The organism is Gramella sp. Hel_I_59 (genome assembly GCF_006714895.1).
Classification (GTDB): domain Bacteria; phylum Bacteroidota; class Bacteroidia; order Flavobacteriales; family Flavobacteriaceae; genus Christiangramia.
The window spans coordinates 2099088-2115521 of sequence record NZ_VFME01000001.1 but is presented as its reverse complement, the minus strand read 5'-3'; the positions used below and the strand labels follow the sequence as shown (position 1 = coordinate 2115521).

Here is a 16434-nt window from a genome sequence, read left to right as displayed (position 1 = left end):
TATGATCAAGAAGTTTATTACTATCCTGCTGGGTGTTTTACTCCTTAGCCTGGCGTGGTTTTTATTTATAAAAGAATATGATTACCAGTTTAGATTTCAGGCAAATCATTTGCCTGCCATGGTTCAGCAAGAACTTAAAAAAATAGAAAGCTATAGCATATTTGATAGCGAACCGACAGTCTCTTATCAGCAAACTGAGGGATATGAGGAAATAAAGCAAACTCTGCAATTTGGTGACCAGAAACTTGAGCTTCTTTGGGAGTTGGAAAATCAAGCAGATTCTGCTACCAGTGTATCTGTTAATGTAGCATCTGGTAAGAAAATCCAAAACAGACTGGCTATATTAAATCCATTTTCTGAAAGTGTATATATTGATAGCCTCGAAAATTCGTTTCTCAAATTTGGTAAGGAGCTACTAAAGAAACAAGCGAATTATAAAGTGCAGGTAGTAGACAGTATTGTTTATTCCCCGGCACTGGATTGTATTTGCAAACCTGCTGAAGATATCAAGGTTGAGAATAAGGCAATGCAAATGGTCAGAGATATTGGTTATCTTGAAGACTTTCAGATTTCACATAAATTAAAACTGACCGGATATCCATTCGTAAAGATCCAGGCCTGGGATCAGGAGGCCGGAACTATTGATTATGATTTTTGTTTCCCGTTAAATCTCGCTCAGGATATAAGACCCAATACATTTATAGAGTTTCAGCAATTTCCAGCTACTACATCTTTGAAAGCGATCTTTAATGGCAATTACAGAAGTTCAGACCTTGCCTGGCATCAATTGCTTTCTGAAGCTAAAAAGAGGGATCTTAAAACTAGTAACTTACCATTGGAGATCTTCTGGAACAACCCTAAAACTGGTGGAGAAGCATTAAGCTGGAAAGCCGAGATCTTTATGCCTGTGGAGCCTGGGAATTAAATTCTGCCGGTACCACAACCTTTAGCTTTTCCTCCATAATACCTATTTTTACTTCGGAATTTTCTCCTTTGAATTCTCCGTCAATCTGAAATGCTACGGGCGTTTTACAGGTGATCTTCGCTTCACTAGCCTGAAAAATTTCAACAACATCTGAATTAACATCGGTTTCATTGCGTACGGTCTTGATGATCTCTGCCAGATCTAGTTTTCTGTAAATAATGATCTCAAACTTGCCGTCGTCCAACTTCCCGTTGGGATTAATATTGGCCCCAGTACCATACTTGTTAGCATTCGCAATGGCGAGAAGCGCACCACTGGTTTGTCGTTTTTTAAAATTGGTTTCTACTTCAAATTCAAAAGGATATTCACTTTTTAGCAATGTTGGAAGTGATTGCAATAAATACCCGAATTTTCCCCGAAATCTGGAGTCTTCATAATTCTGAATGAGTTCAGCATTTATACCAAGATCACTGAGATGAAGACAGATATCATCATTAATGTTTAGCAGATCCATTTCGAAAATAGTGTCACCAAAGGCAATTTTCACCTGTTCCTCAATAGATTCGGGAATGCCGAAATTTGTAGCTAATCCATTTGCAGATCCTGCGGGAATAATCCCTAAGGGAATGCCATAGCTTTTGATCGCTTTAGCTACCAGGTTAATGGTTCCATCACCACCTATCGCAATGATCCTTTCAATCTTGAGCGAATCCAAACGATCCTGAATTTTTTCAACGTCCTCCTCTCCAGTAGTAGCGAAAAGATGTATAGTAATTTGATGAGTATTTGCGTATTCACGTGCCTGCTGGATAATCTGCTTTTTGTCCAGATCACCAGAAATAGGGTTCACTATCAATAAAACTTGGTTAAAATTCATGTGCCATTGGTTGAATTACTTTTAAAATTAAGTATTTTGGAACGGAAGTGATTTTAAAAAAAGGCCAAATTTTGAAGCTTGATCTTAAACTTTATCGGGGTTACGTTAATGAAGAAGAACTAGTAGTTTTTGGACATCTGTTCCAGTCCTGGGCTCCAGATAAGTATAGTATTGACAAAAAGGGAATTAAGCATGCTTATGCTTTACTTCACAAATTTCGCATTGAACCACTCCCTAATTATGAAGTTCATTTAAAATTCCAGGATTTGGAGGTTAAAACTAAAACTCAGGATGATGGATATTTTAGATTTACCGTACCCTATGACTCTAACATAGAGCCAGGATGGCACGAGTATGAAGTTACCTGCAATACAGGTGAGTTTGGAATGATCGAAAAAGGAGAGCTATTAAAACCACATCCAGGTAAACTTGCGATCATTTCAGATATTGATGATACTTTCCTTGTTTCACACAGCAGTAAGTTCTTTAAAAAGATTTACGTAATGCTATCTAAGAACATTAATAATCGTAAGATATTTGAAGAGGTAAAGGATCATTATCATAAACTAAGCAGGGCGGGTAGAGAAGAAGATAATTCGTTTAATTCATTTTTCTATGTGTCTTCCAGCGAATGGAATCTGTACGACTTTATTGATGAATTCGCACGGCTGCATGATCTTCCTAAAGCTGTGATCAAATTAAAGCAGATCAAGACCGGGTTGATGGATTTCATTAAAACGGGCAGGGGAGATCACGATCATAAATTTGTAAAGATCAAAGATATTATATCATTCTATCCACATCTGGAATATGTTCTTTTAGGGGATGATTCTCAACATGATCCATATTTATACGAACGTATCTGCAAAACATTTCCAAGAAATATTAGAGCGATCTATATTCGGCAGACTTCTAAATCTCCAAAAAAAGCGGTTCAGGAAGTGTTAGCTAATATTGAAAGTATGGATGTAAATACCTGCTATTTCCAGGACAGTAAGACGGCGATCGATCATTCTGACAAGATAGGAATCATTTAGAATACCTTGATAAAAAAAAGCCCTTCCGGAGAAGAGCTTTTAATTAGTTTATTCTATCTCAAATATTCGGGTTTCTTTGAAAACCGACATTTCTATTTGTTTCATTTCTGCTTTAAAATCTTGCCATTCTTCCTGATTGAACTTATTTGTTTTGTTTAAAGCTGCCTGAAGTTCTTCCCGCGCCTGGTCCATAAGTATTTCTTCAGTTTTTGTAATACCATTCTGCCTGGATCGTACATAACTGGATGCCGTACCAAGCCTGGTCATCACTGTATTTTCTCTGTTTCTTGTGATTCCCTGCCTGTCATCAACTTTCCCCAGAAACAGCGCGATATGTGCCTCCAGGCTTTTTGTGATGGAATCGACACTCTTTAATGCCGACTTCCTTTCTGAAGTATCTTCCAGATTCTGTTTAAGATCTTTCGCGAAATTTTCTGCTGTGCTCTTACTCTGCACTAATTGCTCTACCGCATCTGCGGCAGTTTGTTGCCATTTTTCAATCTTCTGACCAGCTTCATAAACTTCAGTAATACTTTCTTCTGAAACCTCCAGCCGAGGATCTGTTTTGACCTTAATCACTTCTTCGGAGGTTTCTCCCTCGAAACTCATTACTAGTCGATAATCTCCCGGTTTTACAGCGACACCTCCTGGTTCTCTCTTAGATTCTCTAATAGATCTTGAAGGCCGGTCTGCTCCTTTTTCATCGAGATACCATTTCATCGTGTAAATTCCAGTGCTATCCGGAGCCTTTTGCCCTAAAGTTCTTATTAAACGTTCTTCATCGTAGATCTTCAGATTAATACTGTCAGAATCATTTTTTTTATCTTGTTCCTCATCTTCAGTTTTATATTCTGACTCATTTTCATTCTCAACTTTAGTATCCACTTCCGAAGAATCGATTATAATAAAGTAAGAGATTGGTGCTCCCTGCTTGCGATTTTCCCCCTGATATACCGCATCACCACCAAATCTGCTCCCAGTTGGTTGCTGAGTAGCATTTTGATAGGCAATAGGTGGTTCGAACATAGTTAGTTTATTCTCTATAATCGTATTTGCTCCTGCAAGTTTTCTAAAAGGTCTAATATCATCAAGGACCCATGCTGCACGACCAAATGTTCCGATTACCAGATCATGCTCACGTGGATGTATCACCAAATCCTTCACTGAAACTGTAGGAAAACCATGGGTGTATTTCTCCCAGTTCTTACCTGCATCAAGTGAAATATATAGTCCGTCATCTGTTCCAAGAAATAACAGATTTTCTTCTTCCGGATCTTCTATAATGCTAAGGGCATAGCTCTCGGTATCATCGTCGCCAACAATTCGTTCCCAGCTTTTTCCATAATTTCTGGTTCTATACGCATAAGGCTCATAATTGAATCTTCGATAATCATTTGCGACCAGCAGTGCCTCGCCTTTTCGCTTGTTGCTGGCTTTGATCTGTACGATCCAGCTACCTTCCGGTAGTTTTGGTAAGTTATTGGATACATCTGTCCAGTTCTCACCACCATCACGGGTATATTGAACTTTCCCGTCATCTGTTCCAACCCACAACATATCTTCTTCTAAGGATGAAGGTTCGATTACCAAAATGGTAGTAAAATTTTCAGCTCCGGTGGCGTCCATGGTAAGTCCACCACTTTCAGTTTGTTTCTGCTTTTCAGGATCATTGGTGGTTAAGTCTGGTGATATGATCTCCCAGGTTAAACCTTTATCTGTGCTTTTGTGGACAAATTGACTTCCGAAGTAAATAGTATTGCTATCGAACGGATCAATATTTATAGCAGAATTCCAGTTAAATCGAAGTTCTACATCAGGATCTGGATGCGTAGGTCTAACCGAATAGTTATTTCCAGTTTCATGATCGTACCTGCTAACATATCCCTGCTGACTCATACTCCAGCCATACCTGCTGTCGTCCGGGTCTGGAACGACATCAAAACCATCACCAAAACTAATTTCCTGCCAGTAAGAATTTCGGATTCCCTGTGCTTTCCAGACATAAGCGGGTCCTCTCCAGCTTCCATTATCCTGCATTCCACCATAAACGTTGTAAGGAAATTCATTATCCACAGCAATATGATAGAATTGAGCCACAGGAAGATTGGCTACGAATCTCCAGCTCTTACCTCGATCTTTAGAAATATTGAGTCCGCCATCATTCCCGTCCATCAGGAAGCTTCCATCTTCCGGATGAATCCAGAAGGCGTGATGATCTGGATGTATACCATTGTCTACACCATAGGCAGGCATCAATTCTTTAAAACTGTTTCCTCCATCTTCAGATACATTCACATAGGTAAAAACGGAATACAACCGATTCTCATTCTGAGGATCTACAAATAGATCTGAATAATAAAATGGTCGGTTACCAATTTCATCCTTATCATTGATCATTTTCCAGCTAAACCCTCCATCTTCAGATTTATAAAGGGCATTCTTTTTCGATTCAACCAGAGCATACATAATATTGGAATCTGAAGCTGCAATTGCAAGTCCGATTCTTCCCAGATCTCCTTTGGGAAGTCCGTCTTTTTCTGTTTTCTTTTTCCAGGTCTTCCCACCATCGTAGGTTATGTAAAGTCCGGAGCCTTCACCACCCGATTTAAAAAACCAGGGATCTCTCTTATGTTCCCACATGGCCGCGACCAGCTTATTGGGATTATTTGGATCCATCACCAGGTCTGCAGCACCTGAAAGATTATTGGTATACAGAATTTTGTTCCAGGATTCTCCACCATCGGTAGTTTTATAAACTCCTCTCTCTTCGTGAGCACCCCAGGGAGAACCAATTGCTGCTGCATAAACTATATCAGGATTATCGGGATGTATGATAACACGGTGAATATGACGGGTCTTTTCCAGGCCCATACTATTCCAGGTTCTTCCACCGTCAAGACTTTTATAAATTCCGTAGCCGCCATTCAGACTATTTCTGGGATTACCTTCACCAGTTCCAACCCAGATAACCGAAGGATTTGATTGTTGCACTGCAACAGCCCCTATAGAAGCAGTAACTTCATTATCAAATATAGGTTCCCATTTGATACCTGCACTGGTAGATTTCCATAATCCGCCAGATGCTGTCCCGGCGTACATAATATCTGGATCACTGGTAACCACATCTATGGAAGTTACACGTCCACTCATTCCAGCAGGGCCTATATTTCGTGGAGTTTTATTTTTAAAAAGTTCAAGATCGAAGTTCTGTGCAGTAAGATTGGTAGTAATTATTAAAGCAAAAAGCTTTAACAGGTAGGAATATCTCATGAAAATGTTCAAATTTTTGAATATGATCTCAAGTTAGCAATTTTCTCTCAATCAAAATTTAAACACAAATCAAAAAAAAGGGACTTTTTAAAGTCCCTTGTATTATTTTCTTCTGTTGAATTCCCTCCGATTATAAAAATCTTCAGAATCATCTAAATTCCTGTCATCATGCTGCCAGTGCTGATCTTCGTCGATTGATTTTTCAGGTTTGAATCCTGTATGTTTATCGTGAAAATCCTGGGAACGATGGTGATCATCTATAGGTTTTCTAGAATCGTTTGAAGATCGCCCGGAATAGGAATCTTCCTGCGATGTTCTGTTTTCTGAAGTGTTTACCTCTTCACCAACCTTACGATCTAAAAATTGGCGATCATCCCGGCCGGTATCAATCCTTGCATCTACCGCAGCCTTCCGGTCTTTCGAAGAATATTGCATATTCTCCCGTTCTCTTTCTACTCTTCTCTCCTCTTCGGAAAGCTTATCATATCCATGATCGCGATTTTCATTTATTATGGACTCATCTAAACTAGATCTGTTAAGATCAGTGTTTTCGGTCGTTTGCAACTCATCATGATTGTTATGATCTCTGTCTCTGTTGTAGGATCCCAATACATGATGCTCATAGTTTCTACTGATATCTGTACCTGATCGATAACGCTTGGTCTCGGCGAAAGTTTGGTAGTCTATACCATCTGTAAATACGTATTTATCTTTAGCGTTGATGTCAATTAGTCCAATAGGAATAATGATATGATTTTCACCCTCTTTGTTGATGAACTCCTTAAACTCACTTTGATGTTGCGTGGAGTAGGGGTCATGGTTCCGGTCAATAATGTCCTGTTCTACCTGAACATCTACATAGACAACTTTTCCCAATTCTTTATTTACTAAGAGGTTGTCTACTTTTCCTATTGTCTTTTTATCTCGATCCAGTAGTTTCCATCCACGAATATCGTGATCATGATTATCTACTTTGTATCCTTTTAACTGGCTTAAATGTACCAGGTGTTTTTCTGTTGTACTCATAACTAAAATTTTAACTCAGGAGGTTAGTGTTTACATTAGAGCTCTCAAGTATCAATGCGATATCATCAGTCTCATCAATTTCATTATTATCGTTTTCAGCCATACTTCCGTAGAAATATAAGAACGCAAGAATTGTGAGGATTATCACTAAGAGAATCCACGGCCAAACTGGTTTTTTCTTCCTAATTTTTATTTCTGCCATACTGTTGATTTTTTGGTTATTCTAAAGTACTACAGAGTAGTGCCAAAAAGATTTAAGTATTGTGTAAAGTATTGTTAATTAGAAAGCCAGGACTATTGCCCTGGCTTTCTAATTATAGTTTTAGATTATAACTTATCTAAAAGTTCCACTTGGGAAAACAACCAAACTTTCATGGCCATTCTTACCAACTGCAGCAACTCCAAACAGGTAATTATCTATTACAATTCCCTCCAAAGTAAACGCTGTGATATCGCCTACGAACCTGGAGTATTGCCATTGAGGTGAAGTAGTGTCTCTCCAATAGATCTTGTAGCCAGCAATCTCACCATCAACTGCTTCCCATCTTAACTTTGTGTCAGGTTCAACAATTCCGCCAATTTCAACTTTTCCAGGTGCTGGTGGAGCCCAGGCTAGTGCAGCAAGGTTGATAGCATTTACCGCTGTTAATTTCTCAGCATAGTCAAAATTCACCCCGGATACTACGTCACCGTACTCTATACCATTCTCGGTTCGAATATCCTGGTGTTGCCTGTTATAGTTCTCATGAGCTTCCATTATACGAACGCCAGCAAATCCAAGATCATTGAAAGGTCTGTGATGACCACCACGGCCAAATCTATCCAGTCTGTAGATCATCATCGGGTTCATTTCCGGCATATAGGTCTCAACATTTGAATGTATATATCTTGCCAGTTGTCTTGAGATTCCATCAACTTCACCACCATAAAATCTTCTCATTCGTCTTTCGTTTTCAGTTTCCGTAGGTGGAACTGGTTCAGAAAAGATTCGGAAACTTCGATTGTCAATTACTCCATCTACGCCTTCAATATTTCCGATCATATCATTGTTAAGAATACCAATAATATCCCAGCCTTCTTTTTCCGCATATTCTGCCAGACCTTTACCACCAAACAGACCTTGTTCTTCTCCAGATAAACCTACATAGATGATACTGGTTTCAAAATCATATTTGGATAAGACTCTTGCGGCTTCCATGGTTCCAGCCATTCCGCTGGCATTGTCGTTTGCTCCGGGAGCATCTGTAGTGAAATCCATGGTGTCGCCATTCCTTGAATCAATATCACCACTCATGATGACATAACGATTAGGATACTTGCTTCCTTTCTGGATCGCAACTACATTTACTACCCATGCTTCCTTTGGAATTCTTTGTCCGTCTTCCGGAGTTACATGATCTTTTTGATAAAAAACTTCGAGGCAATTGTTGCAATCTCCAGATATCTTGTCGAATTCAGATTTTATCCAGCGTCTGGCGGCGCCAATCCCTCTAGTATCAGATACTGTATCGCTAAACGTATTTCGTGTACCAAAACCCGCGAGTTTTCGAATATCGTTTTCGATACGATCTGCACTAACATTCTGAATGATCTCGTAGATCTTCTCATCTGTGTCCTGAGCTTCAGAAGTATAAGATATGGTGCATAGACCTAGCATTAGGATGGCAGTCTTAAAGGTAGTTTTCATCATAAATGGAAATTTCTTTTAAAAATAGGGAAGTTATTTAACTCTATAAAATAAGAAAGCCCCGGTATCACCGGAGCTTTGACTTATTGATCTTTATGATCCAAAAAAATTAGGCTTGCATTTCGTGCATTTCTGCTTTAGCCTGGTTGATCTTTTCTTCAGACTTGTTGCTAGCAAAACCAGCTTTAGTCTTAGATTTAAGAGCTTCCATTTTGTGGTTCAGAGAATCTGTAAAATCGTTGATTCCTCTGTTAGCGTCTTTGATATAACTGTTGCTTGTATCAGCAATAGTTTTTCTCGTTTCTGTTCCTTTTTTCGGTGCGTATAGTAATCCAAGTACTGCTCCTGCAGCTGCTCCTGATACTAGTCCTAATAATAATTTTCCTGCTTTCATAATATTTGGTTTTAAATTGGTTCGATTTAAATTCAGCGGCTAAATTAAATAGAAATTGAACCTATGCCATCTTCTGCTAGTTAATGTATAATTAAACTTTTGATAGTATTCATAAATAATTTAACAACATAAAATGATCAGCTATTATCACGGAATTTCTCCAGCAAGGTGCGGACCTTTGGAGTGCCTTCCACATAGTACCTGGCACTTGTTTTTTTAATGCCCACTTTAACGGTAACGCTATCTTCCGGAAGATCTTCAAACATATATTCATCTGTCCAGTCGTCGCCAATGGCGAAGACAAAATCGTAATCTTTTCCTACCAATTTCTTTGTAGAAGCTTTTCCTTTATTCACGCCGCTGCTTTTAATCTCCAACACTTTATTTCCTTCCAGCACACTTAGTCCACGATTGGAAATAAGCTCCTTTAAAGTTGTACTCAATTCATTGGCACGAATCTCTCCTAGTTCAGGATCTGCTTTTCTGTAATGCCAAGCTAGAGAATAATTCTTTTCTTCTATGAATGTACCTGGAGTTCTATCCACGAAATTTTCGATTACTGGACGAACTGCATCCATCCACTCGCTTTTCACATTTTCTGAAAGTTCCCATTCTCCATCAATCTGTCTCATCCAGACTCCATGTTCAGAGATTAGTTCTACCGGCACATCTTTCCACCAGGTTCCTAAAGTATCCTTATCTCTTCCGCTTATTAATATGACATCTGTTTTATCATCGGCATTAAGATCACGTATAAGTTCCTTAAGGTCGGCATCAGGGCGGGCATTCTCTGGTTTGTCTGTAAAGTTTACTAGTGTTCCGTCATAATCAATGAATAAAATTCTTCTATCGGCCTGCTGAAATTTAGTCATGATTTCCTGTGAAATTTCAGAATTAATCTTAATAGACTGGAAAGAATCTCTATTTTCTTTTGTAGATCTAAGAGACTTCATAAAATCACCTGCCCATTTTTCTACACTATATCGTCTTAATCGTTTCTGAAGCATTTTATTTCTTTCGATCTGTTCTTCCTTTGGCATTTCGAAAGCGGTTTTCAGTGCTTCGGCCACCTGCTCGAAATTATTAGGATTAATGATCAGCGCTTCATTCATCTCATGGGCAGCTCCGGCCATTTCACTAAGGATCAGAACTCCTGTATGATCTGTTCGCGTGGCGATATATTCCTTAGCTACCAAATTCATTCCATCACGTATTGGTGTTAGTAAGGCGATCTCACAGGTCGTATAAAGGTCGATCAGGTTTTCGAACGGCATGGAACGATAGAAATACCAGATAGGTGTCCAGCTCACGGTAGAGAATTTCCCATTGATACGTCCAACCAATTCATCAATTTCCCGTTTCAGTCTTCTATATTGAGGCACATTCGATCTTGAAGGCACAGCCAGCATGACCAGCCGCACTTTTTCTATATATTCAGGGTTCTTGTCCAGGAAGTATTCGTAAGCTCTTATACGGTGTGCAATACCTTTTGTGTAATCCAGTCTGTCTATACTAAGGATCAACTTAGCATCTGGTGTAGATTCTAAATGATGATCCAGTCTTTTCTGTAATTCAGACTGGTCTGCGGAAGTACTTTCGTAATGATCAAGTGCAGCCTGCTCGAACTTTTTATAATCGATACCCATAGGGAAAGAATCTACTTTAATGATCCTGTCTGGAAGGGTGATCTGGTTAAAATCTACCTGGTGTCGCAGAATACGGCTAACAGAACTTAAAAAATGTCTTTCATAATCATAAGTGTGAAAACCAATAAGATCAGCCCCAAGCATTCCCTGTAAAACTTCATCTCTCCACGGAAGCGTTCTAAAAACTTCATAAGATGGGAAAGGGATATGATTGAAGAATCCAATGATAGCATCTGGTGCCTGTTCTCTTACCATATTAGGAACCAGTAAAAGTTGATAATCATGAACCCAGATTACATCACCTTCTTTATAATGTTTCAGTATTTCATCTGCATACTTTTGATTTACTTCCTTATAAGTATGCCAGTAATCATCGTCAGATTCGGTGTACTCCATAAAATAATGGAATAGAGGCCAGATGGTACGATTACTAAAGCCATAATAAAAGCCGTCGATCTCATTGGCATTTAGATGGACGGCTACACAATTCTCTTCACGGGCCTTTTGCTGAACTTCATCCTTCAGATTTTCTGGAATTTCTTCTTCGGTCATTCCTGGCCATCCTATCCAGATACTATCGCCATCTTTATGAAATGATTTTAAGCCGGTTGCGAGTCCTCCCACACTAGGTGTCACTTCGAGATGATCTTCAGAAATAGAAATTTGCAGTGGTAAGCGGTTGGAAATAATGATTGTTTTGCTCATAATTAATTATAAATGCCGTGGTCGCGAAATTGATTTTTATTAAATTTCCGAAAATCATTTAAGACAGCCATTGATTTATAAGATTTTTAAGATATATGGATAATCTCGACTACGGAATAATAAGTAATTGTAAAAGTGCAGCTTTAATCTCCAAAACAGGCTCCCTGGATTGGTGCTGTATGCCAAATTTTAACTCCTCGGCAGTTTTCGCAAAAATACTTGATAATGAAATTGGAGGAAGTTTTGAAATACTGATCGGCGACGACTATAATGTGAAGCAAGAATATCTTTGGGAAACTAATATCTTAAGTACGGTGTTCGATAATGGAACTGATGCCTTTCAGCTAATAGATTTTATGCCCAGGTATCCTCGTGAAGATGGATCTTATTATGCGCCACCAGATGTTATTAGATTCTTCAGATTAATGAAAGGAGAACCAAAATTCAGGATCAAATATGATCCGAAACTGGATTTTGCAAGAGAGAAAACCTATAACGAGAATAAAGGTGACTATATAAAGAGTTTTACCAAAGTAGGTAAATATGATTCTGCTTATCTATATTCAAGTTTGAACCTGAATGATATCCTGGAACAAAAGCAGATCACATTAACTGGAAATGCATATTGCCTTGTAGGTTACCATGAAAAGCTCGTAGAACAGACCCTGGACAGATCTTATTTGAAATTCCAGAGAACAAAGGTTTACTGGATGAACTGGGCAGATAATACAACCAGATATACCCATTACGGACAGGAGATCATGAGAAGTGCGCTTGTGCTTAAAGCATTGAGCTATAAAAAATCTGGTGCCGTACTAGCCGCTGCGACTACAAGTTTGCCTGAAACAATAGGTGAGGAGCGAAACTGGGATTACCGTTTTTGCTGGATTCGTGATGCATCGATGGTGATCAAAGTGATGGCAGGTCTGGGGCATATTAAATCTGCCAAGGATTTCCTTCAGTTCATCATAGATATTATTCCGCATAAAGATGAGAAGATCCAGATCATGTATGGGATCAACGGTGAAAAGGAATTAACAGAACATATTTTAAGTCATTTAAAGGGCTATGAAGGATCGAGTCCGGTTCGTACTGGGAATGCAGCGTATATCCAAAAGCAGAACGATATCTACGGAATTTTAATGGAAGTGATCTACCAGCAATTCCTCATGTTCGAAACTTCGCTTGAAAATTCTGAAGCTTTGTGGACCGTGGTTCGTGGTATTGTCATGATCGTGGAAGAAAACTGGAAGAAACCAGATAAAGGTATCTGGGAGCTTCGTACAGAAGACAGACACTTTGTATTTTCAAAATTACTTTGCTGGGTAGCCGTAGACAGAGCTATAAAGATTGGTGAGGTTCTAAGAATGGGAATCAACGATACCAAATGGATCGCACTAAGAGAAGAAATTTACCAGGATATCTATGAGAATGGCTGGAACGAAGAAAAACAGGCTTATACTCAATCCTATGGTTCGGCGGATCTTGATGCATCAACACTATTAATGCAACCTTACGGTTTTATTGAAGCAGATGATCCAAGATTCGTAAGCACAGTTCAGGCTACAGAAAGCGAGCTTTGCGAAGATGGCCTCATGTATAGATATAAGAATAATGATGATTTTGGAAAACCAACATCTTCATTCACGATCTGTACCTTCTGGCTAATTGATAGTCTTTATAAAATTGGAGAGAAGAAGAAAGCAAAGGAAATGTTTGATCAGTTATTATCCTATAGTAACCATTTAGGTTTATTTAGTGAGGATATCGATTTTAAAACCAAACGCCTACTCGGGAACTTTCCACAGGCTTATTCTCATTTAGCACTTATTGAAACAGCTGCGAATTTCTCAAAAGGAATTTCTGCGGAAAATGCCTTATTTCAGGATTAATTTAATTCCTGATCTTTTTCTATACTTACCCGGGCCTTCGGAAGATGTCCCGGGTAGTTTTTTTGTATGAAATCAAGTAATTTCTCTCTTAAGTGGACACGAAGATCCCAGGCTGTAGGAGAATTTCTCGCACTTACCAGTATTCTTAACTCCACGGTCTTTTCCGAAGCATTTGTAACCTGAAGTACATTCACATTACCATCCCAGAGAGAAGTGTTGTTCAATAACCTTGTAAGCTCTTCCCGAAGCGGTTCTAAAGGCAAACCATAATCTGCATAAATAAAAACTGTTCCCAGTATATCTGCCGAACTTCTTGTCCAGTTCTGGAAGGTTTTTTCAATAAAATATGTGGTGGGAACAACGAGTCGTCTTTTATCCCAAACCCGAACCACGACATAAGTAAGATTGATCTCTTCGATCCAGCCCCATTCACCTTCAACGATCACGACATCATCCAGGCGGATTGGCTGAGTTATGGCGATCTGTATACCAGCAAGCAAAGTAGCAATTGCTTTTTGCGCAGCAAGACCAATAATGATTCCGGCAATACCAGCTGAGGTCAATACACTAATTCCAACAGAACGTATACTTTCAAAGCTCATTAATGCTATACCAACGGCAAGTATTACGATAATGAAAATGACAATATTTTCAAGGATCATGTACTGGGTGTAAACCTTCCTGGCTTTGAGATTATCATCACTAGCCATATCGTACTTCTTGAGCATTCTTTTTTTAACTACTCTAAACAATAAGATTAGAAACCAGGCTATACTTAGAATAATACCTATTGTACTTAGGTGACCAACAATTTCATAGGTGGCTTCAAACCTGAAAATTTTACTGATGATCGCTATTCTGGCAATAATTGAGGCCAGAAAGATCAATAATGGCAACCTTATTTTATGGGCGAAATTAACCGGAAGTATATTCGTTGGGTTTTTACCAAGCTTCCTGATGATATAGAATGCCAGACCGAAACTTATCATTAAAATGACAAGCGCTGAAACGAGGTATAGAAGTCCGCTTTTTTCCAATTCGAGCATAATTCAGGTTTAGATATTCTAAAATTAAAATTTTGAAAGCTAAGTCGCTACAGGTTTACAGAAGATTAACCTATAACGTTTTAGCCCTTTTCATCCTCCATATCTTACTGTTTACCTAATTCTGAATTTTTACTGTCGAGTGCTACGCGCTCCCGTTTCAAATAGATTCCGTTTTCCAGTTCACTGATGTATCGCACAATGTTTTCTCGGAGCTCGCAGTGTAGTGCCCATGCCGTTGGAAAATCTTTAGCACTTACCAGACATCTCAACTTTAGATAATTGTGATCCATTCCAGAAGCTTCTACCAAGGGCGATTTTTCCTCATCACCATCCCAGTTATCTGATGATTTCAGTAATTCTGTAAACTTCTCACGTACTTTTTGAACGTCTACCCGATGATCTACAAATAACTCAATCTCCATAATGTTCTGTGGGTTAGACATGGAAAGGTTCTCGAAACTTTCAGTAATCACATCAGATAACGGAATGACCAATCTCCTTAATTTAAAGGTGTTAACGACCATATAAGTAAATGTGATGTCTTCCACAAACCCATATTCACCTTCAATAATCACTGCATCACCAATTTTAGCGGGACGGGTTAATGCAATTTGAACTCCTGCGATAATATTACCTAACGTACTCTGGGCTGCAATACCAACTACTACTGTAGCGATTCCTGCGGAAGCCATTAAAGATATTCCCAGTTTCTCAAGAGATGGAAATTGTGAGAATATGATTGAAGCTCCAATAATTACTACAATAAAAATAAATATTCTTCTACCAACCGAGATATAGGTCATCAAGCTTTTCGCTTTGCTATCTTCCTCGGTTCTCACATCGCCAACTTTCTGCACAGCAAAAAAGTCCATGATGTAATCTATAATACGCATGATCAACCAGGTGAAAATTGATATAAGTACAATTAGGATAAAAGTGTAAATACCTTTAGCAAGCGATCCGGTAAACGAAATCAGGTTGTTGAGCAATAAGTAAAAAGCAAGAATTCCGATAGCAGCGCCTGCAGGCGATGCTAATCTATAGGCAATATTCCGGATCCAATATCGATCCACACCAGAGAATGCTTTTCTTATGATAGAGCTGACTCCTTTTGCGATTAGGTAGCAGATGAGAATGAGTAACAGGGTTCCTACAACTTTCCAGATAGGTATTCCCAATACTTCAAAACTAATCCATTCAGGAATCATTCTATCCAGCTTTCTTGGACCATAGGCCGTATAAAGAGGTTCCGTATTTTCTACAGTTTGTGAAGAAATTAGCCAGATTGGATGTTCATCTTTGTACTTCACCCGTTGAACCCTGAAAGTGATATCACGATTGTCCAACGTTGTAGTACCAAATAATAAGCTTCTTCTGGGTTTTCCAGCTACAGCCTTATTAGTTGAGGTACTTACATCAATTTGTCCATCGGGACGATCAGGCAGACCATCCCACCCAATAGAAATTCGTTGTTCAAGAACGAAATGTAGTTTTTCCGCAAGTATCGCTGCATCTGCTTTTGAAATATTATCTGGCAACAAATTAAAATTCATTGCATACAAAGCTTCTTCGTAATTGTTGTTTCTGGCCTGTATTATAAAATGTTCCAAGGCTGCCTGCGGAGATTGCAGATTTATCGTGTTCGGAGGGAAACCAATACCATCATTCCATTGTTTTGTCTGGTAGTAGGCATCTGCATATTCACCAATATCATTCGTAGCAACCGCGGCTGAGTCGCTTAGGACGGTCGCCTTACTGGGCAGTTTCTGATCTTTAGATTTTTTGTCTTCTGGTTCCTGCTGGAATGCAAAAGCCGTTTGCTGTAAAAATACAATGGAAAGACATAGCCACAAGTGGCGTAAGGAGCGGTTCATGAGTAATTTCTTTGGTCGGTCAACTAAGATACTCAATTTTGGAATTAAAAAGGAA

Annotated in this window: 12 protein-coding genes; 3 read left to right on the top strand and 9 right to left on the bottom strand. The window is 38.9% G+C overall.

The features are described from left to right. Position 1 precedes the first annotated feature (1 nt). A complete protein-coding gene (locus tag JM79_RS09630; RefSeq protein WP_141877943.1) occupies positions 2 to 925 on the top strand; it encodes a hypothetical protein in 924 nt (307 codons plus the stop codon). Here the strand turns inward: JM79_RS09630 and JM79_RS09625 are convergent. Then, the gene (locus JM79_RS09625) at positions 900 to 1802 is read right to left on the bottom strand and encodes a YegS/Rv2252/BmrU family lipid kinase (RefSeq protein WP_141877942.1); all 903 of its coding nucleotides are present in this window, start codon (positions 1800 to 1802) and stop codon (positions 900 to 902) included. The genes JM79_RS09630 and JM79_RS09625 overlap by 26 nt on opposite strands. 71 nt (positions 1803 to 1873) lie before the next feature. Here JM79_RS09625 and JM79_RS09620 point away from each other — a divergent pair, with 71 nt between their 5' ends. Then, positions 1874 to 2839, top strand: a complete 966-nt coding sequence (locus JM79_RS09620) for an App1 family protein (protein WP_141877941.1) — start codon at positions 1874 to 1876, stop codon at positions 2837 to 2839. A gap of 48 nt (positions 2840 to 2887) precedes the next feature. Here the strand turns inward: JM79_RS09620 and JM79_RS09615 are convergent, their stop codons facing one another. The 6 genes from JM79_RS09615 to JM79_RS09590 all read right to left on the bottom strand — a co-directional run bounded on the left by JM79_RS09615 (position 2888) and on the right by JM79_RS09590 (position 11567). Beyond that, entirely contained in the window at positions 2888 to 6109 is a 3222-nt protein-coding gene (locus tag JM79_RS09615) for a hypothetical protein (protein WP_141877940.1), read from the bottom strand. 102 nt (positions 6110 to 6211) lie between these two features. After that, positions 6212 to 7135, bottom strand: coding sequence for a PRC-barrel domain-containing protein (locus tag JM79_RS09610; protein ID WP_141877939.1), 924 nt, complete (start codon positions 7133 to 7135; stop codon positions 6212 to 6214). A gap of 10 nt (positions 7136 to 7145) precedes the next feature. After that, a complete protein-coding gene (locus JM79_RS09605; RefSeq protein WP_141877938.1) occupies positions 7146 to 7337 on the bottom strand; it encodes a hypothetical protein in 192 nt (63 codons plus the stop codon). A gap of 132 nt (positions 7338 to 7469) precedes the next feature. After that, entirely contained in the window at positions 7470 to 8792 is a 1323-nt protein-coding gene (locus JM79_RS09600; RefSeq protein ID WP_260443484.1) for a M28 family metallopeptidase, read from the bottom strand. Positions 8793 to 8931: 139 nt separating this feature from the next. Then, a complete protein-coding gene (locus tag JM79_RS09595) occupies positions 8932 to 9216 on the bottom strand; it encodes a YtxH domain-containing protein (protein ID WP_141877937.1) in 285 nt (94 codons plus the stop codon). 137 nt (positions 9217 to 9353) lie between these two features. After that, positions 9354 to 11567 (bottom strand): bifunctional alpha,alpha-trehalose-phosphate synthase (UDP-forming)/trehalose-phosphatase, encoded by a 2214-nt coding sequence (locus JM79_RS09590; protein ID WP_141877936.1) that lies wholly within the window; start codon positions 11565 to 11567, stop codon positions 9354 to 9356. A gap of 95 nt (positions 11568 to 11662) precedes the next feature. On the opposite strand from JM79_RS09590, the gene JM79_RS09585 reads away from it, so the two are divergent. Continuing rightward, positions 11663 to 13459 (top strand): glycoside hydrolase family 15 protein, encoded by a 1797-nt coding sequence (locus tag JM79_RS09585; protein ID WP_141877935.1) that lies wholly within the window; start codon positions 11663 to 11665, stop codon positions 13457 to 13459. On the opposite strand, the gene JM79_RS09580 is transcribed toward JM79_RS09585, so the two are convergent. Both JM79_RS09580 and JM79_RS09575 read right to left on the bottom strand, forming a co-directional pair. Next, positions 13456 to 14505, bottom strand: coding sequence for a mechanosensitive ion channel domain-containing protein (locus JM79_RS09580; protein WP_141877934.1), 1050 nt, complete (start codon positions 14503 to 14505; stop codon positions 13456 to 13458). The genes JM79_RS09585 and JM79_RS09580 overlap by 4 nt on opposite strands. Positions 14506 to 14609: 104 nt before the next feature. Further along, complete coding sequence (locus JM79_RS09575; protein ID WP_260443412.1) at positions 14610 to 16415, bottom strand: mechanosensitive ion channel family protein; 1806 nt, start codon at positions 16413 to 16415, stop codon at positions 14610 to 14612. Positions 16416 to 16434 lie beyond the last annotated feature (19 nt).